22 protein-coding genes and 2 pseudogenes are annotated in these 21,336 nt (G+C 35.2%); 14 read left to right on the top strand and 10 right to left on the bottom strand.

The window, feature by feature from the left end:
- Nucleotides 1-134: 134 nt before the first annotated feature.
- The 6 genes from ACIFUW_RS07450 to ACIFUW_RS07425 all read right to left on the bottom strand — a co-directional run bounded on the left by ACIFUW_RS07450 (nucleotide 135) and on the right by ACIFUW_RS07425 (nucleotide 4,072).
- Nucleotides 135-1,313 carry an IS256-like element ISEf1 family transposase gene (locus ACIFUW_RS07450; protein ID WP_000997695.1) on the bottom strand — a complete coding sequence of 393 codons (1,179 nt, stop codon included), beginning with the start codon at nucleotides 1,311-1,313 and terminating at the stop codon, nucleotides 135-137.
- Between the two features lie 245 nt (nucleotides 1,314-1,558).
- Nucleotides 1,559-1,849, bottom strand: a complete 291-nt coding sequence (locus tag ACIFUW_RS07445; protein WP_002321532.1) for a hypothetical protein — start codon at nucleotides 1,847-1,849, stop codon at nucleotides 1,559-1,561.
- Between the two features lie 117 nt (nucleotides 1,850-1,966).
- Nucleotides 1,967-2,227 (bottom strand): hypothetical protein, encoded by a 261-nt coding sequence (locus ACIFUW_RS07440; RefSeq protein WP_002322258.1) that lies wholly within the window; start codon nucleotides 2,225-2,227, stop codon nucleotides 1,967-1,969.
- Nucleotides 2,228-2,363: 136 nt separating this feature from the next.
- Complete coding sequence (locus ACIFUW_RS07435; RefSeq protein WP_002289415.1) at nucleotides 2,364-2,777, bottom strand: Hsp20/alpha crystallin family protein; 414 nt, start codon at nucleotides 2,775-2,777, stop codon at nucleotides 2,364-2,366.
- A 455-nt stretch (nucleotides 2,778-3,232) separates the two neighbouring features.
- A complete protein-coding gene (locus ACIFUW_RS07430) occupies nucleotides 3,233-3,718 on the bottom strand; it encodes a hypothetical protein (protein WP_002303864.1) in 486 nt (161 codons plus the stop codon).
- Nucleotides 3,719-3,856: 138 nt separating this feature from the next.
- Nucleotides 3,857-4,072, bottom strand: a complete 216-nt coding sequence (locus ACIFUW_RS07425; protein ID WP_002289418.1) for a DUF378 domain-containing protein — start codon at nucleotides 4,070-4,072, stop codon at nucleotides 3,857-3,859.
- Nucleotides 4,073-4,295: 223 nt separating this feature from the next.
- On the opposite strand from ACIFUW_RS07425, the gene ACIFUW_RS07420 reads away from it, so the two are divergent.
- Genes ACIFUW_RS07420 through srlE form a run of 5 tightly spaced genes read left to right on the top strand, consistent with a single transcriptional unit; the run spans nucleotide 4,296 to nucleotide 9,022 of the window.
- Nucleotides 4,296-5,096 (top strand): SDR family oxidoreductase, encoded by an 801-nt coding sequence (locus tag ACIFUW_RS07420; RefSeq protein WP_002289420.1) that lies wholly within the window; start codon nucleotides 4,296-4,298, stop codon nucleotides 5,094-5,096.
- An 18-nt stretch (nucleotides 5,097-5,114) separates the two neighbouring features.
- On the top strand, nucleotides 5,115-6,983 hold the full coding sequence (locus tag ACIFUW_RS07415; protein ID WP_002289421.1) for a BglG family transcription antiterminator: 1,869 nt from the start codon (nucleotides 5,115-5,117) through the stop codon (nucleotides 6,981-6,983).
- Entirely contained in the window at nucleotides 6,976-7,467 is a 492-nt protein-coding gene (locus tag ACIFUW_RS07410) for a transcriptional regulator GutM (RefSeq protein ID WP_002289422.1), read from the top strand. The genes ACIFUW_RS07415 and ACIFUW_RS07410 overlap by 8 nt, the downstream gene beginning before the upstream one ends.
- Complete coding sequence (gene srlA, locus ACIFUW_RS07405; protein WP_002289423.1) at nucleotides 7,455-8,009, top strand: PTS glucitol/sorbitol transporter subunit IIC; 555 nt, start codon at nucleotides 7,455-7,457, stop codon at nucleotides 8,007-8,009. The genes ACIFUW_RS07410 and srlA overlap by 13 nt, the downstream gene beginning before the upstream one ends.
- A gap of 17 nt (nucleotides 8,010-8,026) precedes the next feature.
- A complete protein-coding gene (gene srlE / locus ACIFUW_RS07400) occupies nucleotides 8,027-9,022 on the top strand; it encodes a PTS glucitol/sorbitol transporter subunit IIB (protein ID WP_002296760.1) in 996 nt (331 codons plus the stop codon).
- Between the two features lie 141 nt (nucleotides 9,023-9,163).
- On the opposite strand, the gene ACIFUW_RS07395 is transcribed toward srlE, so the two are convergent.
- Nucleotides 9,164-10,414, bottom strand: coding sequence for an IS110 family transposase (locus ACIFUW_RS07395; RefSeq protein WP_002297404.1), 1,251 nt, complete (start codon nucleotides 10,412-10,414; stop codon nucleotides 9,164-9,166).
- A 408-nt stretch (nucleotides 10,415-10,822) separates the two neighbouring features.
- On the opposite strand from ACIFUW_RS07395, the gene ACIFUW_RS07390 reads away from it, so the two are divergent.
- On the top strand, nucleotides 10,823-11,221 hold the full coding sequence (locus ACIFUW_RS07390; protein WP_002296624.1) for a PTS glucitol/sorbitol transporter subunit IIA: 399 nt from the start codon (nucleotides 10,823-10,825) through the stop codon (nucleotides 11,219-11,221).
- On the top strand, nucleotides 11,205-11,900 hold the full coding sequence (locus ACIFUW_RS07385; protein ID WP_002311093.1) for a fructose-6-phosphate aldolase: 696 nt from the start codon (nucleotides 11,205-11,207) through the stop codon (nucleotides 11,898-11,900). The genes ACIFUW_RS07390 and ACIFUW_RS07385 overlap by 17 nt, the downstream gene beginning before the upstream one ends.
- Before the next feature lie 593 nt (nucleotides 11,901-12,493).
- Here the strand turns inward: ACIFUW_RS07385 and ACIFUW_RS07380 are convergent.
- Nucleotides 12,494-13,381, bottom strand: coding sequence for a peptidyl-prolyl cis-trans isomerase (locus ACIFUW_RS07380; protein ID WP_002296627.1), 888 nt, complete (start codon nucleotides 13,379-13,381; stop codon nucleotides 12,494-12,496).
- Nucleotides 13,382-13,565: 184 nt separating this feature from the next.
- Here ACIFUW_RS07380 and ACIFUW_RS07375 point away from each other — a divergent pair, with 184 nt between their 5' ends.
- The 5 genes and pseudogenes from ACIFUW_RS07375 (at nucleotide 13,566) to ACIFUW_RS07355 (ending at nucleotide 17,389) form a co-directional block, all read left to right on the top strand.
- Entirely contained in the window at nucleotides 13,566-14,405 is an 840-nt protein-coding gene (locus tag ACIFUW_RS07375) for a CPBP family intramembrane glutamic endopeptidase (protein WP_002296628.1), read from the top strand.
- Between the two features lie 195 nt (nucleotides 14,406-14,600).
- Nucleotides 14,601-15,575, top strand: coding sequence for an LPXTG-anchored fibrinogen/nidogen-binding adhesin SgrA (sgrA, locus tag ACIFUW_RS07370; protein ID WP_002296629.1), 975 nt, complete (start codon nucleotides 14,601-14,603; stop codon nucleotides 15,573-15,575).
- A gap of 297 nt (nucleotides 15,576-15,872) precedes the next feature.
- Nucleotides 15,873-16,229 (top strand): hypothetical protein, encoded by a 357-nt coding sequence (locus ACIFUW_RS07365; protein WP_002296631.1) that lies wholly within the window; start codon nucleotides 15,873-15,875, stop codon nucleotides 16,227-16,229.
- A 2-nt stretch (nucleotides 16,230-16,231) separates the two neighbouring features.
- Nucleotides 16,232-16,306 (top strand): annotated as a pseudogene (locus ACIFUW_RS07360) (hypothetical protein); the annotation flags it as partial.
- A gap of 54 nt (nucleotides 16,307-16,360) precedes the next feature.
- Nucleotides 16,361-17,389 carry a hypothetical protein gene (locus ACIFUW_RS07355; RefSeq protein WP_002321674.1) on the top strand — a complete coding sequence of 343 codons (1,029 nt, stop codon included), beginning with the start codon at nucleotides 16,361-16,363 and terminating at the stop codon, nucleotides 17,387-17,389.
- A gap of 25 nt (nucleotides 17,390-17,414) precedes the next feature.
- On the opposite strand, the gene ACIFUW_RS07350 is transcribed toward ACIFUW_RS07355, so the two are convergent.
- Nucleotides 17,415-17,855 (bottom strand): Spx/MgsR family RNA polymerase-binding regulatory protein, encoded by a 441-nt coding sequence (locus ACIFUW_RS07350; protein ID WP_002296633.1) that lies wholly within the window; start codon nucleotides 17,853-17,855, stop codon nucleotides 17,415-17,417.
- Between the two features lie 159 nt (nucleotides 17,856-18,014).
- Here ACIFUW_RS07350 and ACIFUW_RS07345 point away from each other — a divergent pair, with 159 nt between their 5' ends.
- Together ACIFUW_RS07345 and ACIFUW_RS07340 are read left to right on the top strand one after the other, a co-directional pair.
- A complete protein-coding gene (locus ACIFUW_RS07345; RefSeq protein ID WP_002296634.1) occupies nucleotides 18,015-18,521 on the top strand; it encodes a cysteine hydrolase family protein in 507 nt (168 codons plus the stop codon).
- A 167-nt stretch (nucleotides 18,522-18,688) separates the two neighbouring features.
- Nucleotides 18,689-20,356 (top strand): annotated as a pseudogene (locus ACIFUW_RS07340) (alpha/beta fold hydrolase); the annotation flags it as partial.
- On the opposite strand, the gene ACIFUW_RS07335 reads toward ACIFUW_RS07340, so the two are convergent.
- Nucleotides 20,346-21,305, bottom strand: coding sequence for an IS30 family transposase (locus ACIFUW_RS07335; protein WP_002305939.1), 960 nt, complete (start codon nucleotides 21,303-21,305; stop codon nucleotides 20,346-20,348). The pseudogene ACIFUW_RS07340 and the gene ACIFUW_RS07335 overlap by 11 nt on opposite strands.
- Nucleotides 21,306-21,336 lie beyond the last annotated feature (31 nt).

Below are 21,336 nucleotides of genomic sequence, written 5' to 3'. Positions count from 1 at the left end.
AAAAAGTGCGAAATGCCGCACTCTTTATTTAGTTTTTATGCAAAAAATCAAGTTATAAGATAAAGTAGGTGGGATTTTGTTAGGGAGCGTCAATAATTTTGTGTAAATAAATTGTCCTCCTGCAAAATAATTAGTTACTCAGTAAACATTGAAACTAATGTATCGGTTACCTGTTGAAAACCTTTATGGCTTCTGTTTAGAAATTTTTGATTGTATGTATCAAAAATGCTGACTAGAAAGCGTTCTAGTGATTCTTCATTTTGAAACTGCTCTTTTCTACGGCTGTATCTTTTAATTTGCTTATTGAAAGACTCGATTAGATTGGTTGAGTAAATGGTTCTACGAATGCTAGGTGGAAAATCATAAAAAGTTAATAAGTCTTGGTTTTCTATGAGTGACTGCGTCACTTTAGGATAGTTTTTCTTCCATTTCTCAATCATGCCGGATAAGAAGGTATTCGCTTCTTCTTTTGAGTTAGCTTGATAAACAGCCTTAAAGTCATCACAGATTTCTTTTCGGTCTTTGACACGTACTTTATGAGCGATATTACGAGATACATGGATACAACAATGCTGATATTTTGCTTTAGGATAAATTTGATGGATAGTATCTTTCATGCCTTTTAAGCCGTCCGTAATAAAAAGCAAGACTTCTTGAACTCCTCTGGAGTTAATATCCTGTAGCAGCTCATTCCAAACGTATGTTGATTCAGTTGGAGCAATCGCATAACTCAGTACTTCTTTAGTGCCGTCTTCTCGTATACCAATGGCAATATAAATCGCTTCTTTGGATACGGTTTGACGTTTTAGTGGAATGTAAGTAGCGTCCATAAAAATAGCGACATACTTATCATTTAAGGCTCTGGATTTAAAGGCATTTACTTCTTCAGTCAGAACTTTAGTCATGTTGGACATGGTTTGTGGAGTATAGTGATGACCGTACATTTTTTCGATCAAATCAGCAATTTCAGACATCGTAACACCTTTTTCGAATAAATGGATAATAGTGGTTTCCAATGTATCGTTTGTTCTTTTGTAGGCTGGTAAAGTTTGTTGTTTAAACTCACCATTACGATCTCTAGGTATTTCCAATGTTAATTCACCATATTCGGTTTTGATTGATCGAAAGTAAGAACCGTTTCTCGAATTACCTGAATTAAAACCAGTGCGATCATATTTTTCGTAATCTAAAAAAGCCGTTAATTCAGTCCGTAGGAGTGTGTTTATCGCTTTTTCTAAGTGCGAACGGAATAATTCATTTAAATCGCCTTTAGTGACTAGAGTTTGCACAATTTCTGTAGTAAAATCATTCATAGGGAAGTCCTCTTTTCTGTGAATTGGTTGTCGTTAACTTTATTCTACAGAAGGGACTTCCTTTTTTGTATGGATTTTTTCATTTACACAAAATATTTTATACTCTCTTTTGTTACTATGAATAACATAATAAGAAAGTAAAGTGGATTGATTTGAGATCTTTTTATACTTCAAAAAAGATAACACCCAACTTTCAAAAATATGTTTTGGAAGTTGGGACAAACGAGTTAATACATTTTAATACATTATTTTTTATTCAAAAAAAATAGCACAATGGCAAAGATCGTAAGAGAGATCATAAGCCCCAATGAATGACTAAAAAGAAAAGCAGAATCACATGCCATATCATCCCATATTTCTTCAAGAAAATAAATAAGCGGGAAAAAGGGAAGGAATAGTAGAACATCGATCCAGCACCATTTTTTTCTTCTTTTGAAATAACATAAAACAATAAACATGAACGTGCAGGGAAGTAAAAACAAAGCTTTACTCATAACTAACAAAATACCAGCTCCTTTTATTTTTTTCTCCCCCACATTCAAAGAGTAACAATGGTATGTACTTAATAATAGAAAAATGGATCAACTTGTATGAATAACAGCTGAAAAGATCTGCACCAAATAAAAAACTTCCAGCCAAAACTGACTGGAAGTTTATTTTTTTCTGAAATATTCTAACACAAATATGAAAAAGATGGCCGAAGCTAATAAGCCGATTTCGTAGCAAAACAATGAGATACCAGAGTCGTAATAATAAAATCCTCTAATCTTATGGATAAAATAGATCATCGGACAAGCAGATAAGAGTAAGTATTTGTTAGGCCTTTTGAATAAGTAAAAGAAAGCACTGGTCATTATGATAAATGGTATCCAAAACAAAAGTTTACTTAAGACAATCAAATGATCAACTCCCATATTTTTTACCAAGAGAGATCATAACATCTTTATCGTAAAAACAAAATATTTTTTTGCTCATTTTGAAAATTTAAACATACTCGTTCTTATCCAAATATATAAAAATCGCCCCTCATTCATCGAGAGGCGATAAGTTCTAATTTAACTCAATTTTTTTTGTTTCTTTTGGCTGATAAGCTGTTTTAGGTAATACCAATTTCAGCACACCGTTTTTAAAGGTTCCAGTGATTTTTTCTTCATCAACATTAGGAAGATAGAATGAACGTTTGTAAGAGACCGAATGTCTTTCTTTCCGTACATAGTTGCCATCTTCTTTATCTTCTGTATGGGACTCATGATTGGCGGAGATCGTCAAAGTATTATCTGAATATTCAACTGTCGTGTCTTCTTTGTCACAGCCAGGCATATCAGCAGTTAGTTTGTATTCTTTTTCATTTTCGACTAAATCTACTTTTGGATAACTTGAAACACCTAAAAAATCATTGAATGCTGGACTAAACACGTCATTGAAATCAGGGAACATGTCGCGAATGCTAGGTACATTTGCCATTTTTGATCATCCTTTCAATAAGTATTTTTTATTTATCCCTATTTACGTAATAACTCTATTTTGAAAAAAATGCAAGTATAATGGTTAGCTTTGTGAATATTTCATCTAATACGATACAAAGGCTATCTTTCTAATTTGAAAAAGGGATCATTAAAATAATAAGAAGAAAATATGTCAAAAGGTAAAAAAGTAAATTCTTCTATCCAAATATAGAAAAATTGAATCTAGAAAACCGCCCGACAATAAATTTCATTAACTCAGTTGACCGAAAATGAAGTAGATACCAAAAATTTATCAAGAGAGCAAGTAGAGAAGTGAGTATATTCATAAGAGAAATAGCTGTAACGAATTATTAGGTTAATGCAAATGCTTATTTATACTCCGTATAACTTTCTCAGAAAAAATGATACCAATAATGACTTGCTAGTACTGTAAATCCGTATAATATCATCTAATCAAAATGGTGTTCCATTTGCATCTGTCATCGTAATCGATCCTTCGGGTGACACTCGATAAAAACCAACGCTTCCAGATCCTCCTTGGGAACGGATTTGTTTGCTGGAAGCTGTGAACAAATAATCTCGATCAATTTTTTGATAAAAGCTAATAACAATATCGTCACTTTGTAATTCGGAACGGTGGGCAATAAGAAATAGAAGTGCTTTGTCAGAGTTTTCTAATGGAAGAGAAGGTACAGTGCTTTCTTGCATTTCAGATGTTGAAGAAATGCTAAACGACTGAATACTTGATTGGCTATGTTGCGAATCTACATTACCAGTAGAAGTATTAGTAATGGAAGTAGTAGAAGTACTTTTAGTTGAACCAACCTCAGTTGTTGAAATGGCTGCTGAAGATTCTTTAACAGAATTCTTTGTTTTATATCCACAGGCAGAAAAAAGTATTACAGTTCCCAACAAGCCTGCGTAAATCCCTTTATGCATGATAGCTCCTCCTAAAATAGATTATCTTTATTCAGTATATCACTTAAACAAAGAAAAGCAGATGGTTTAAAATGAAAAAACCTTCCCAATAAAGGGAAGGTTCATGAAGATAATAACTTTTTTAATAATTATAGCTTTCTAATATCTTTCATCAACTTTTCTAGTAATCATTGGGAAAAATTTCAAGCAGTAGATCGCACAAATACCTACGACGATATAAATGATCTTCGCAAAAATAGTTGTTGAACCACCAGCAATCATAGCTACTAAATCAAGTTCGAACAAGCCTACCAACAGCCAGTTCAACCCTCCCACAATCAATAAAGTTAATGCAATAGCATCTAAAGTTTTCATTAGAATTCTCCTTTCTTAAATGATAAAACAATTATATATCAAAAAGAGAAACATTGCTTATATAACGCTCAGGAATTTTAGCAATCTATGCAAAAAGATGAAAATTTTTTTTGCTCTTCCATTAGTACACATTTTTTAGCTGAAGCTGTAAATTTCATGTCTTAATTTTTTTTAGTGAGCTTTTATACTGGATTTGTAAGAAAAAAGAAGGAGAGGATCACATATGTCGGATTGGTTGGATATTGCAGGAAAAGTAGTAATTGTAACTGGAGGTTCCTCAGGAATTGGAAGAAGTATCGTCGAAAATTTGTTGAAGCAGAATGCACAAGTAGCGAATTTTGATGTAACTGAATGCCGTATACAGCATGAAAACCTACTATCTTTAAAAGTCGATGTGTCTTCTAAAACGGACATAGAAGAAGGGATATATAAAGTAATGAAACATTTCAAGACGATCGATGGTCTAGTCAATAATGCAGGAATAAATATTCCTTCTCTTCTAATAGATAGAAATCATCCAAAAAGCAAGTATGAATTATCAGAACAAGTTTTTGATAAGATGATCGCTGTCAATCAAAAAAGTGTATATTTGATGAGCCAAGCAGTTGGAAGAATCTTGGTGCAAAAGGGATCAGGAGTGATCGTGAATCTTTCTTCTGAATCAGGATTGGAAGGATCAGAAGGACAGAGCTGTTATGCTGCTACAAAAGCAGCGATGAACAGTTTTACTCGTTCTTGGGCAAAAGAGTTAGGAAAGAGGAATGTTCGTGTGGTAGGTGTTGCACCAGGGATACTGGAAGAAACCGGTTTGAGAACACAAGAATATGAAGAAGCTCTTTCTTATACGAGAGGTATAAGCGTCGAACAGCTGAGAAACGGTTACAGTCGAACAAGTACGATCCCTCTAGGAAGGAGTGGTAAGCTGCAAGAAGTGGCGGATCTAGTCTGCTATTATCTTTCAGAAAGATCAAGTTATATCACTGGAGTCACGACTAATATTTCAGGAGGTAAAACAAGAGGATAAAGGATAGGGGGGACGCACGTGACGCTAGTAAACAGATGGTACCAATTATTGAAATTACTAGTCACTCACAAGAAAGTTTCAATCCAGGAAGTGCAAAAAGAAATCAAAACCAGTAATCAAACCATAAAAAAAGATATTGGGGAGTTGAATGAAGAAATTGCCGGTATTGCAAAAATCATCCAAAAAAACAAACATTTTGAACTTGAAATTTATGATTTTGATTTTTTTGATGAGATCATGCAAGGAAAATTGAAAACAGCCAGTGATTTCAATTCGGCATCCAAAAGAATCGCTTATTTACTAAATAGGCTGATCGAAACAGAGGATTTCTTACGTATGGATGATTTGTCTGAAGAAGTCGGTGTCAGCAGAGGAACAGTGGTCAAGGATCTAAAGACATTAAAAGAGATGATCAATGATTTTGATGTAAAGATTACAGGCACACCAAATAAAGGACTAAGAATAATAGGAGATGAGCTAGAATTACGACTACTTTTATTTTATTTTGTTTCTCCCTACTTTTCAGAGACGAAAACAGAACAGTTTCTAGAAGAAAAACAAGCAATCAAACATTTTCAGAAGAAGACGAATGCTAGTAAACAAGAAATCACCCTTTTAACGAAAGTTATCGGTATTTCTTTGAATAGAATCTCTAGTAACTATCTGTTGAAGAAGCCCATCAATCGTTACAGTGGGTGTTTTGAATATATCCAAGAATTCAATGAACTGATCAATCAGTTGGAAGAAATCTATGAACTAACTTTGAGCCAATATGAAAAAGATTTTATCAGTTTTCCTTTGAACATCATCAACACAAGTATAACGATGATAAGGAAAGCTAACTCTGATTTGCGCTTATATTTCGACCCCATGATGATGCGTATTCGACGATTAGATCTCATTGATCTGGATGAGTCCTTCTTATATCAAGAGATGAAACAGCACCTCTCTTTATTGATAAATCGGGTAATTTTTCGTTATCGATTGACTGATTTATTTTATGGTGAGATAGAAAAAAAGTATCCTTTTTCTTACCAAATCGCTAGCGAATGCATACAAGCATTAGAAGCTATCTTGCAACATAAGATCTCTAAAGTAGAGATCAGCTACCTAACGTTGTATTTGGAGTTAGCATTTCGATATCAAAAAGAGCATTTTTCCTCTAAAAAAGTAGCCATTGTTCATACGACAGGAAAAGGAACAGCATTAATGATCCAAAGACAAATCAAAAGGATATTGGGGAGGGATATACAAATAACACATGTTTCAGAAGAACAATATGAAAAAGTAGATCTAAACAAATATTTCGCTGTTTTTACAACGATTCCGTTAAAAAATGTAAATGAAGAGACACCGGTGATCCATTTGACTAATCTTTTTGATGACTCTTGGTTAAGGGCACAATGGCAAAAAGCAAAAAAAAAGCGATTAGCCGGGTTTCATTCTACTGTTTTTTTCTATCAAATATGGAAAGAAAAAAAGACGTATCAAGAATATTTAAACAAATTAGTCGCTCCTTTGATCAGAGGCTATTATGTGGATGAAGAATTTGAAAAAAGGATCTTGAAAAGAGAATATCAGCAAAGCACATTTGTTAACAAAGAATTTGCTTTTCCTCACACAACCAACCAGCTATCTCAACACATTGTTTTATCAGTAGGGCTAATAACTGATCAAGGTTTAGCAGAAACAGGAGGAAATGGAGTTATTTTTTTATTTGCCATACCTGAAGAAATGACGGCTGAAGTTGAGAATGAATTATTTGAGCTATACGATATCCTATTTGAACTCATAAAAATGGGAATAGATGAGTTTATTGAATTAGCACCGACACAAGAATCATTTTTAAAACTAATCAAAAGTAAAGGAGAGAGACTTCATGAATGATATGTATCTATTCATAGTTTTCGCAGCTTCAGCTTATGTGCTGCAAGCAGTTATCAGTTGGAAGCAACTAAAGCATTTCAATCAAACATATAGCGAACTGCGAAGAAAAGGAAAAGTAGCGATTGGTAAACGACCTGGGAAAATCCGTTCAGGCACGATTGTTATGCTAGCTATAGACGATCATGATCAAGTTTTAGAAGTCAGAAAAATGCAAGGGGTTACATCTTTGGCAAAATTTCATTCATTACCTGTCTATGCGGGTGAAGATATCCATTACATCGATCGTTACCATCCCTCAGTTCGAGCGGAAGATCGTTTGACACAAGCAGCTTTAGAAAATGCCAGAGAAGTATACTTACGAATAGAGGCAGGAAATGAAAAAAGTGAACAACCTTCATTGCCTTTTATTGCTATGCTCAATAATTTTCGGATATGGAAAAGTACGATCAAAGAAAAAAGGAGTGACAAACGATGGATATCATAACAAAATTTGCTGAGGGATTTATGAGGCTGTTCCAAACAGGTGCAGAAACATTCATAAGCTGGATGACAGGAATCGTACCAGTTGTCTTGATGCTGATGGTTGCAATGAATACGCTGATTGCTTTTTTAGGTGAAGACCGAGTAACGAAAGTAGCCAAATTATCAGCGAAAAATCCGCTTACTCGTTACCTTGTGTTACCGTTCTTATCTGCTTTTATGTTGGGAAATCCTATGTCATTTACAATGGCTCGTTTCCTTCCAGAATACTACAAACCAAGCTATTATGCTGCTCAAGCTCAATTTTGTCATACGAGCAATGGTGTATTCCCCCATATTAATCCTGGAGAATTGTTTGTATGGATGGGGATTGCTCAAGGGATCGAAACCTTAGGGCTAAATTCGATGGAGCTGGCTATCCGATACTTGCTTGTGGGACTGCTGATGAACTTTATTGGTGGTTGGATAACTGATTTTACTACTGGATTTGTATGCAGACAGCAAGGAATCGTTCTTAGCAAAAAAGTAGAGCTTTCAGTTGATTAGAGAAAGGAGAGTTTTAAATGTATGGTGATATTAAGATCGTAAGAGGAAACGGCGGGTATGGAGGTCCTTTGATTATTAGGCCGACAAAAGATAAACACAAGTTCATCTATGTCACAGGTGGAGGTGAGAGGCCAATGATCGTAGATAAAATAGAAGAACTGACAGGTATGGAGTCTATCAATGGGTTCAAAACATCAATACCTGATAGTGAAATCGCGCTTGCAATCGTTGACTGTGGAGGGACTCTTAGATGTGGAATTTATCCTAAAAAAGGGATACCAACCATCAATATCGTTTCCACAGGAAAAAGTGGCCCATTAGCACAATATATCACTGAAGATATTTATGTTTCAGCAGTAGGGTTAGAACAAATACAGCCACTAATGGAAACTGATGATAACAAAGAAACAGTAAATACTGCATCTCCAGATAAAAAGTACAAATATGATACTTCTAAAAAGATAACCGAGCAAAAAGCAGAGCAGCAAAACTGGATAGCAAAAATTGGAATGGGCGCGGGAAAAGTAGTTGCTACATTCAATCAATCAGCAAGAGAAGCAGTAGATACGATGATCCGGACAGTGATCCCTTTTATGGCTTTCGTTTCCCTTTTGATTGGTGTGATACAAGGTTCTGGGATCGGTAATGTATTTGCTAACATTATGGCACCTTTAGCAGGAAATGCAGTTGGATTAACAATCATTGGCTTTATTTGTTCACTGCCATTTTTATCTCCTTTGCTTGGTCCAGGGGCAGTTATTAGCCAAGTGATTGGAACATTGATCGGTGTAGAGATTGGGAAAGGAAATATTCCTCCCCAATTAGCATTACCGGCACTATTTGCTATCAATACTCAAAATGCATGTGATTTTATTCCAGTCGGTCTAGGTTTGGAAGAAGCAAAAGCTGAGACAGTAGAAGTAGGTGTACCATCAGTTCTTTATTCAAGATTTCTTAACGGCATCCCACGAGTTATCATTGCTTGGGTAGCAAGTTTTGGATTATATAGCTGAGTTTAGTCTAATGGTGATAAGTCAAGATGAAATTTAAGATTTTCTTTATTGAGTAATATGTTTTGAAGCGCACGAAACTAGACCCGATCAAAATCAAATTTTTTTCGGGTTGATTCAAGGATTTGCGTCAATAACGGATTGTTATTTCTCTATCACACTCCTTGGTGGCGTATAGAGTTGGTGTTTACGTAGTAGCGTATCCACCAGACGCGTAAATTTTCTTGCGGTTAGGACGAGTGCACGTTTGTGTTGATGCTTTGGAACCTCCTTATATTTACTTTGATAAAAAGCTTTGTATTCAGGAAGATAATTTTTTACAGAGTTGGCAGCTTCAACTAAGTAGTATCTAAAATATCGATTTCCTTGTTTTGTCAGAGGTGTATTTTGCGACTGATAGTTTCCAGATTGGTTCACTTTCCAACTTAATCCAGCGTATTTTGCCAATTTTGTCTGATCTTCAAATCTTTCGATTTGACCAATTTCAGCGATTAAACCGGCAGCATAGACTTTACCAACGCCTGGAATACTGGTTAAGCATTGATATTCTGGAATGACAACAATTACTTGTTCGATGGCTTTATCTAATTCTTTGATATTTTTTTCAAGTGCTCGTATTTCTCGTACGAGAACACTTAAAACAACATTAATTGATTCTTGTGCAAGAGCACCTAGGCGGTAACTCATGGTAATTGCACGTTGAATTGCTTTAGCGATTTTTTCTGGTTGCTTGAAACGGCCTTTTCCTTTTTCTTGAAGTAAATCACAGAAAGCTTCTAAAGGAAGCTCAGCAAGTTCATCCAATGTGAAATCTTCCGTCATGAGTGAAATGAGGGTTGCACTAAAAAGACTCGTCGATTCGTCTCGCATTTCTCGAGCAAGCGTATTACATTTGTACGTTAGATTTTCAAGAAAATGTTGCTTTGTACGAATCAATTGCTTAATAAGTTGATAGCGAGTACGTGTTAAACGCTGTAAGGCCATGTATTTCTCTTCTTTGATAGGGGAAGTTGTGAATCGTTGAATACGCAAGAAATCAGCGATTCTTAATGCATCGTTTCGATCAGTTTTATTCTCATCAAACATGCGACTAAATTGTTTCACCCGAAAAGGATTTTCAATCGTTACAAGTGTGTTGAGCTTCTTTAGTTTCTCATCTTCATGAAAAAACATGGAAGGATGGAAGCTGTACATGGACGTTGACTCCATGCCAATCACAATTTGATCAAAGTGGTAGCTGTCATTGAATTCAAGAATTGTTTCTCGTATGAATGAAGCACCTTCGATGTCATTGGCAACAGAGATTTCAGATAAGATAGACAATTGATTGTCGTCTGTTAAAAAACAAACATCTAGTTTTTCAGAGCTAACGTCAATACCGACAAATAATTTCATGGAAGAAGGACCTCCTTTCGATATAAATTTTGGAAAATGCTTCGATACTGTGGGATTTCCCAGAAACTCACTGTATAGCCACAACCTCGCCTAATAGAATACGGTGATAAAAGAGCTAGAAGCTGCCTTCCAAACTACTATTTGAAAGTCTAGTCCATTATCGAAACAGCTAATGAGTTGGTAGTGATAACAGTGGTTCGGGTAACAGACTAAACAGGGTAGACAAACGCTACAGGAGGAAATAGCAAATTCCCGTTGGATCCTCTCCATACATCCATTGTACTCTGAGAAATCACACAATATCGAAACAAATTCCGTTAGGAATGTGTTATTCAATAAATTTTATAATCTAGAAACATTTTGAATAAAAACTATTAGACAAATGATATTTTACGAGGAGGAACAGAGATGACGATCTTTGAAACGGTTGTAACAGATGTTGGTATAGAAGCAGAAGTATTCAGGAAAGAAAAAATAATGATTTTATTTGGAGATGAAGCACCGGAAACATTAACAGATTATTGTTATAAGATTGAATTGAATCAGGTAAGAAAAGAAATAACTTGTGATATGAAGCTCTGTTTTGATAAACAAATGTATGTAATCACAGCAGTAGGAGATGTTGTCCAAACTAATTTGAATGAATTAGGACATATCACGATAAAATTTGATGGATCTCATGAGCCGGAACTTCCAGGAACAATGTATGTAGAAGATAAGGAAATGCCGCATTTAAGAAAGGGGACAATCATTAAAATCGATCAAGAGGATCAGAATGGGGGAAAGCTATATGGAAATCATGCTTGATACAGCAAATACAAAAAGTATTTATTCTTGTCAACAGTTTTTGAATTTAACAGGCGTAACAACAAATCCTACAATTCTGAAAAAAGAAGGAGCGTCAAACTTCTTCTCGCATATGAAAGAAATCAAAAAAATAATCGGACAGATTCCTATCCATATTCAGACAATAGGAAGAACGGAAGAAGAAATGATAGAGGATGCTCGAGTTATCATAGAAGAACTGGGAAAAGATACGTTTATCAAGGTGCCGGTGAATCAAGCAGGCCTTCAAGCGATCAAAAAGTTGAAAAAAGAAGGTTATTTGATTACCGGTACAGCTATTTACACAGAATTACAAGGGTATTTAGCTATTAATAATGGAGCAGATTATATTGCACCTTATTATAACAGGATGCAAAATCAAGGCATTGATGCTATGAAAGTGATTGATTCGTTGCGGACTGAGATCGAACGTACGCAAAGACCAACAAAAATATTAGCAGCTAGTTTCAAAAATTGTGAACAAGTCACTACAGCCATTCGATCTGGAGCTCATGCGATAACGTTAGGTAAAGAGCTACTAGATCAAGTATTAGAGATGCCCTCGATTGATAAAGCAGTGAGGGGCTTCCAAGAAGATTGGGTGCAAACTTTCCAAGCAGAAACGATTGGTGAACTAAAAAAGGTCGCTGATTACTTCTGAATCAATTTCTCCATAAAATAAACGATAGCCTTCTCGAAAACTCGAGGAGGCTATCTGACGATTCAATATTCATTAATTTAAAGTTTGGGTGACTATTACTAACTATTACTTATTTCTCATTTAAACGATGTATTCCCTAACCTCTAATACATCCTTGTAACTCTGAAGTTACGCCAGTTTTGAATAAATTTCATAAAAACAAATGAAAAGTGTCGCATAAAAATATCTTTCGTGTTTCTCTAGTATAACAGAATAAGAAGAACAAGTCCAGAAGGGATATTTTTAGTCTTTTTTAAAATAACTTTTCAGTCGAGTTTGAGTTTATGATAGTTGTTTTTGAAGCGATACGGCAAGTGAAAAAATAGGGAAGCATGAAAGAATCTACTTAATGGCGCATTGATTCATGTGATAGAAATAAAAAACTTTTTTAAATTATATCCTCATGATTGTAACAAATCCAGTGATTTGTTTTGGTACAAATAAAAAAAGGCCCCGATGAAGTTGTGGCAAAAGTGGTTTGCCTCAAAAATAAGAAGGAATTTCCAAAAATCACTTCTCAAATTTTGCCACATCCCCAATTGGGTCAAATTTGTTTATTTGAATATATTTTTTACATAAGGATCTTTAATAGTTACATTGTCTTTTTTCATCACTTTACGGATTGTTTTATCCATGAATTCCGTATCAAGAGTTTTTGCTTCGGTAGCAATTTTTTCTAGCTCAGATTTGTATTTGTCTTTATTAGAACCTTTATCCTGTTTTTTTACCATTTTTACTAGATAATAGCTTTGCTGATAAGTCGTTGGATCTGTTACAGGAATGATATCAGAAACTTCCCCGTTTTTTAGTTTAAATGCTGCTTTTTTTACTTCAGTAGGAATCTCTGGATTGGTTGAATCAAAATTCATTTTTCCATCAGTTTCCTTTAATGTTTTATTTTTTCCATAAGCTTGAACAAGCTTGGAGAAATTTTCTCCTTCATTTGCTTCTTTTTTTGCTTTATCTGCTTCTTCTTTAGTCGAAAATAGAATGATCTGTGTACTAACTTCTGGATAGAATTCTTTCCAAGCAGTGTCTAGATCTTTATCTGTTAATTTTACATTGGCTTTCAAACCGTATTGGAAAGCCAGCATCTGTTTAAAGAGTTTCTTATATGTCTCTTCTGTTTGGCCAACTGCTTTTAATTGTTCCTTGTAGTTTGGACCGAGTTTTTTGATTTGTTCATTATATTCTTTTGTTACTTCCTTTGAAGAAATCTCTTTTCCGTATACATCATCAAATGCTTTGAAGACAATCATTTTTTTTAATAGTGTTTGATTATTTGATTTAACTTTTGGGTTATCATAAAAATCCTGAACTGTAAGTGTTCCACCTTTAAACGTTGCAATCGTTTCATTGGACTTGCTACAACCTGAGAATAGTAAAATTGCACATGCTGAAAGGCACATAATTAGTAGTTGTTTTTTCAAAAAATTTCCCATCCTTTCCTTATTAAAAACAGTCTAACAGAAGAATTAGGGAGACAGTCTTTCATTTTCGTAAGGTTGCTGTAGATATTCTTAGTTCGTAAAAATCTATTCTCTCTATGATGGAGAACATTTACATAGTTTTCACGAGACAAGAAAGAAAAGGGTTGTTAAACTTAATATAAAGGAGGGATGAAAGATGATCAGGATTATTCGGTTGATTGGATCTGTTTTAATAGTCTTAGTTGGTTTTGTTTTAGGAATTCTTGTCAATAATGCACTTGCGGATATGTTTATTGGAAATAGTGAATGGATTGGAGCAATTGCCGGTACGGTCGGACATTTAGCTGTTTTTTTACTAGCTTTATTTCTTGCTAGTAAGGTCGAAGGAAAAAGAATAGAAGATTATGGTGTTTCTGTTCGAGGAAAAGACTGGGGGTATTTAGCGGGAGGTCTCGTTGTTGGAATTGGAGTGTTTCTGCTTATTACTAGTCCATTATATTTGACGGGGGCGTATCGGTTAGATTCAGGAAACGCAAACATTGTGCCGCTGATAACGAGTTTTATTTTATTTATTGCAGTGGGGGCATCAGAAGAGCTTTTATTCCGTGGCTTTTTTCAGCATCAGATGCTTAGATTTGGTCCGTTAATAGCAATGATTGGATCTGCTGCATTATTTGCTCTTTTGCACGGATTGAATCCTAACATGACATTTCTGGCAGTTTTCAATATCTTTTTAGCAGGTTGCTTTTTCAGCGCACTTATCTACAGTACAGGAAGTTTATTTACGGCTATTGGTGCTCATATTACTTGGAATTGGACACAAGGAGCTATTTTGGGTATACCAGTCAGCGGAACGCAAGAACAAGGTTTTTTCTCCACTCTGATCCAATCGCAAAATACAATAATTACTGGGGGAAACTTTGGGGCTGAAGCATCTATATCAACTACATTATTCTTGTTAGTCTTGATTGTTGGTTTGTTACTCTATGCATATAAAACAAAGCGGATGAAGAAATACACTGCTGTTTATCAATAAAAGATGAAGAAAGCAAGGCTGATATCGGTCTTGCTTTTTTAAGTCTGTCATTGATTAAACGAAAAAGTAAACAAATTCAAGCGAATACACGACATCTTTTGTTAGATTTTCACAACTGACTGTCGTGTTCTCATCATTTTCATTTTATATAATTCCTTTATCAAATAGAAGGTAATTATATGGAGAGTGATAGAAATGAAGAAAACAGCGACCGTATTATTTGTTATTCTTGGGCTGAGTATAATTGCAGCAATGATTGGAATCAGTACTTCTGCAAATGAACGGGCAAATGAGAATCTTTCATTTACTGTGAAAACTGATCGGATTGTTTATGACATGACACAACAAGTCATTACTATTCCAGTCAAACCAAACAAAAGCGTGAATGCTAGTGATGTACATGCTGTTCTAACATATGGTTGGGATGGTAATGGAAGTTCAGAAAAAGTTATTGGGGAAGTTTATTTAAAAGACGTACAATGGACCGCTGGTATTGAGTATACAATAATGATTTCTGCAGAACTATCGATTGATGAGATCAAGAGTAAAGATAAAGTTGATTTGATTGTTTTTTATGATGGACAGATGACGATCACGGAGAATTTGAAACCAAGCAGTTGGACAGTTGTTGGACCGCCAAGCAGTACGGATAGCACAAGTAGTGAAAGCAGTACAGAAAACACGAGCGGTGAAAGCAGTACAGAGAGTACGAGCAGTGAAAGTAGCACAGAAAACACGAGCAGCGAAAGCAGTACGGAGAGTACGAGTAGTGAAAGTAGCACAGGAAGCACGAGCAGCGAAAGCAGTACGGAGAGTACGAGTAGTGAAAGTAGCACAGGAAGCATGAGTAGTGAGAGTAGCACAGGAAGCACGAGCAGCGAAAGCAGCACAGGAAAAGTAAATAATGAACTTGATTTGGTACCTATCATACCAACTAAGGAACAAAAGAGAAATGCAGGGAGCAACCTAAAAAGTGTGCTAAAACAGCCTGATTTTGTTTCTCGTGGAATTGATCATCAAGAAAAAGCGAAAGAAACAGATAATAGAAAAAGCGATTTACCAGAAACTGGTAGTAGAACCTTGAACAAGCTAATTACATGGATGGGTGTGTTACTCATTTTGATTGTAGGAGCAAGCTATTTTCGTTCTCTCTTCCATCGAGTGAAATAAAGAATAAAAGCAACAGATCTAAAATTGAATAAAACGATAGATTTTTGAGTGAATATTTCATTCGAGAGTGCTGTATTGCCTGGCGAAGTTGTAGCTTTGCCAGATCTATTTTTGTTTACTAACATATTTGAGAAACAGGAAATAACAGGAACACAAATGGAAAATAAGAGCAAGAATAATTGACAATGCACACTGCGCATGGTAGTATCTCTGAAAAATCAGTAACGAATCTATTTGTACGTTATTCATGTAGCTGTCGGAATAAGTCTAAATAATAGATAAAAAGGAGTATGTACTTTGTTTGAAGAATTTATTGATATCAATGAAAGGCAAGTATATCAATTTTTGAACTATTGTTATGAAAGAGACGAGAAATTATATGTGGTGAAGGATATCGCTTTAGATCTAAACTACACCCTGGCTAAGATGAATTCGGTGATTCAACAAGCAGAATCGTTTTGCGAAAGGTATCCAGAATATAAATTATCTTTTCTTTCAGAAAACAAGATGATAAAAGTCGAGTTTTCTTCTCAGTTTTTACTGAGTAAAGTTTATTCTATACTTTTAGAGGGAACGATTGGTTATATTTTACTGGATTCACTTTACAAAGGTACTTATCAATCCTTAGAAAATCTTAGTCAAAAAATTATATAAGTTTGCGTACGATTCAAAGAAAATTAAGAGAACTTAATACTATTTTGAAAAACTATCATTTATCTTGCAGCTTGAAAAAAGGTAATCCGATAGAAGGAGAAGAATACCGTATCCGATACTTTTTTCACTTGATGTATTGGCAGTCATTCGACGAAAATCATTCTGATATATTATCAAGTATAAAAAATAAACGTCAACTATTAGAAAAATTTGCGAAACATGCGCCATATACGCGTAGTATAGATAGAAAGAAATGGATCAGCCTACTAAGAATTTCGTTGCAACGAATGAAACAAGGCCACTCGATTACGTATGTCCCAGAAGAGATGAACAAATTTGTGCATCCATTGATAACAAAAGAAGAGTTTACGCATTACATACTAGAGCCTTTTTTTGAAGCAAACTTCTGGTCGATGAATCACATCACTCCAACAGAGCAAGCTTACCTTTATTTTATGTTTGGTGTAATGAACACCTATTTGGAAGAAGATTTGTTGGATACTCCAGATAAAGTACAAGAAAGTTGGGGCTGGATTGAATCGTCTATTGTAGAAAATTTTGAAAAAAACTTCAAGATTTGTTTTACAACTTCAGAAAAAAATTATCTATATGTCAATTTGGCAATGATCCATTTGTATTCAAGGGTTTTTGGGACAAAAAAGAAGGTGGATGCTTTTGGAAAATCAGCAGAAGACAGAGATTTTCAGCATATATTTCCAGTGATGTATCCAATCATGCAACAGTTTTTTAGTGGGGTAGCTCGCAGAATTCCAGAGCTTAATACTTATTATGAAAAGAACAGACGGTTGATTTTTCAATACTGTATGTTAGTCAGGGATATTTTTATAAAACACGAACAACCTGTCATATTCTATATTCAATCAAAGTATGGTAAAACACAGGAATTATGGGCAAAGAAAAGGATATTATCTATGACTGAACGCCCAATAAAATATAGTGCATCCGCTGATCAGTTACCTGATATTGTCATTAGCGATTATCCTATCGACAAAAAGGCATATGATCAAACGAATACACAGATATTTTACTGGAATGGACAACCTACAAAAAATGATTGGGCGCGTCTGAAAGCTGAAATCATAAAAATCAGGAATGAGAAAAATAGATCCATATTGGAAAAATTGGATTTCGTTAATTAAGAAAAGCAGATTGTTTATGCCAAAATTAAGACATTGCAAAAAGATTATTTTCTTTAAAATCGACAAGATGACCAGAAAGCAAGAGTTCGTTGAGCTCTTGCTTTCTTTTAGTTTTAGAAAGGAACATCCTGATTTTATCTTCGCTAAATCCAGTCAAAAGTTTTGCAGATTGGTCGTAGATAATCGGTTTTTTCAATAAAGAAGGGGATGTACGAATCTCAATATATAGTTCACTCAAACTGAGTTCATCTATTCTGTGAACAAGATTTTTATAACTAATAGAATGAGTAGAGAGCATTTCGGTCACGCCGTTGTTTGTCAATTTTAGTAAGTGGATAAATTCATTTTTGGTTAGTGGTTGACGAATTAAGTTCTGTTCGATAAACGGTATATCATGGACGATAAGCCAACGTTTTGCGCGTCTTGAAGACGAGCAGCCAGAACCTGTATACAATTTAATCATCATACATTCCTCCAATAGCTAAGTATTTATGAAATAATAACATGAAGAAATAGTCGAAAAGTGCCATTTAGAGGTGTAAAATAAGAAAATGTTGTCACGTATAATGGAACTAGCTAGATAAGAAATACTATTAAATCAAGAAAAAAGAAAGAAGGCACAAGTATGTCAAACACAGCCGACGCAATAGTAGTGATCGATTTACAAAAAGGGGTATGTTTTGATTCTTCGCCGATACACGAATTAGAAACAGTGACAGCATTAGTGAATAAAAGAATCAAAACATACGAAACGATTGGGAAACCAGTTATTTTCGTTCAACACGAAGATGCTCAATTAGTGCCACAAACAAAACCATGGGAGCTATTGTCGGAATTATCTATTCCTGAGCACAGTTATTTTGTGAGAAAAACCCATGCGAATTCATTTTATAAGACTAATTTGAGTGTTTTATTAACTGAATTGGACTGTCATTCGATCGAATTATGTGGGGCACAAGCAGAGTATTGTATAGATACGACTGTGAAGTTTGCTCATGGATTAGGATACCAGCTTATGATGTGTAGAGGAGCAACGACAACTTATGATAATCCTTTTATGAAAGCAAAGGAAACAATCGCTTTTTACGAGAAAATTTGGGATAAACGATTTCTGACATTTTTGGAGCAATAAGTTGTTTCTTCGTTTAAAAAAAGCAGAATGGATACTGGTTTATCCATTCTGCTTTATTACGTAAAATGAGAAAATAATCCTGTTCTATTTTTATGGGATAAACCATTTATTTTTTGTATAAAAAATGTTTGCGTTTACATATAATTCTCCTAGAAACATAAAAAGGAGTGAATAGCTTGAGAACAAAACAAGTATTAAAGGGAGCGTTGGTCATCTTATTTGCTGTAAGTACAAGCGTCCCGCAATGGACAGTATATGGAGAGAGCATTTCTTCCGAATCGGAATCTCGGGAGGTAGAAACCACAGAAACTACTGATGCTGGAAATGAAACGAAATCGAGTACTTCACAAACAGAAACAAATACTGAAACAACGGTTGAGACATCTGTTACTAGCACAGATCAAGAAACGACCGCTACCACAGATAACCAACAAACAGAAGAAGCAACAGCTACAAAAATGTCAAACGACGAATCCTCTTCTGCTAAAGTAAGTGACAAAGAGAATGGGACAGAAAATGATGATATCGGTAAAGGTGAAAATTTCAATGGTAAAGAATATTTGAATTACTTCGGTAAACAGATGACAGAAATACTTAATGGACCAACAGAAGACATCAAGTCAAAATTAATAGAGTTATTAGTCACTGAGCTTGCTGTTAATGATTATGGTGTAGATAAAGAGATTATCAAACATCTGATTGCTACTTATCTATTGTACGATATCGCTTTTGCAAAAAACAGTGTGTTGATGTCGATGCTTGGAGGTACAGATGATGGGACAACGCCTACAGAAAACACAGGCTTCTATCCAAATACAAAACAACTTCATCAAACTGTACTAAACAAACAAGATGGCAAAATGATGGATGTATATGCATATTATGTCGATCAAGGTTCAGATAAAACAGTCATGATCCATGGCGGATTTCGAGGGAATTGGAATAACGGGATCGTTACAGAAGAATACAATGATTTTTATAAGGCCGGGTATAATTTATTATTTGTTGATTCCAGAGCGACTGGTAATAGCGGAGGCGATTATGTGACCTATGGACAATATGAGTCAGATGACGTCCTTTACTGGATAAATCAAGAAGTTCGAGAGCGGCCATCTCAAAAGATTTTACTTTATGGTGGTTCGATGGGAGCAGCTACGATGATGTCTGTATTAGCGAAAGATATTCCTGTCAATGTCAAAGGAATTATTGAAAATTGCGGATTTGCATCAATTGATGAACAACTACGTTTTACGTACAGCCAGACAGTAGCCCCCGCACTACCGGATGCCATAAAAAATCAGTTAGACATCATTGGGGATCAAGAGCATGAAGATTTATTTATGGGCCTTTTGAAACAATACTATTTTGATCAGGAGATGCATTTGGATACAAAAGCTGCTCTACCTACGATTGGAATGTCAGATTCATTGCCTAAATTGATTATCCATGGAACAGCAGATGATGTAGTACCTGTGTCTAACGCGCAAAAATTATATGAGTTATCAGGAGGGTATAAAGATCTTTTATTAGTAGAAGGAGCAGGGCATGGAAAGGCACAGGAAGTTGACCATGCTGCCTACACGAAACATGTAACGGACTTTTTGAAAGTAGTGTTCCATGATCAGATAAACGTAAAGTATGTGGATGAAAACAATAAAAGTCTACTCAAAGACCAGGACGAAATCCAGCTTTACGGAGCTTATGGAGAAAATTATATGACAGAGCAAAAGACATTCGAAGGATACGAATTAGCAAATGTTGAAGGACCGACTGAAGGGATTTTTAATGAGACGATACCAACTATTATTTTCTATTTTTCGTTTGTCAAATTAAGCTAGACAAATCATCTTTACCTACGTAACTCAAAAATACTTCCAATGGTGTGCGATAGTGTAATGATTTTCTAGGAATATGATTTCGTTTTGATGCCACCGATTGGATAAAGGTTTCGGATACCTTATTAAAATCCATAGCTTTATATAAGCCATCTTTACGTAATAAGCCATTCGAATGTTCATTTAGTCCTCGTTGAGAAGGTGTTCCTGGATCAGCGAAATAAATCGAAATATCATTGGTATTACTAATCTTTTTCCAATTCGAGAACTCTTTTCCACAATCAAATGTGATGGATTTAAACAAGTGTTTCGGTACAGATTGAAACCATTGATTCAGTCTATTCTCAATATCTATAGCTTGCCTACCAGCGGGTTTCAAGGTGATGATCACTTTAGATAATCGCTCAACTAACGTGATCACCGCACTTTTATGTTTTCCACCGACAATGGTGTCACCTTCTAGGTGACCAAACTCATGATTGAACTGTATATAATCAGTTGTTCTATCCTGAATCGAACGGCGAAAAGCTTGTTTTCCTCTTTTTTCTTTATGTCCGTTTGGTTTTCTTTTCCCTTTCATTGGTAAATCGTGAGGGTCAAAGGTTTTATCTTTAAACATCCGATATAGTGTACGTACCGAACAAGCAATAGGAAACTCTGCTCGACCAATAAGGACATCTGGAGTCCACCCTTGAGCCACCTTTTTTTGAATGTATTCTTGTTGCCCATCTGGTAACACAATCGGACGTCTTCCGCAGTTACGTTTGTTTTTCTTATATTGTTCATAGTAGCTTATTGCGCTTCCACCAGATTTAAGAAAACGATAGACATTATAAATGGTTTGTCGAGAACGTTGTACCAGATGGGCTACTTTTGAAACAGAGTGTGATTGATTGAAATAAGCTTCTATCATTACGAGTTCAGTTGGTGTAAGATGGGTATAGGTCATTTGCACTCACTCCTTATAATTCTTTCGACGG

The organism is Enterococcus sp. PLH-Efm8 (assembly GCF_053011625.1).
This window is presented reverse-complemented; position numbering and strand designations above follow the sequence as displayed.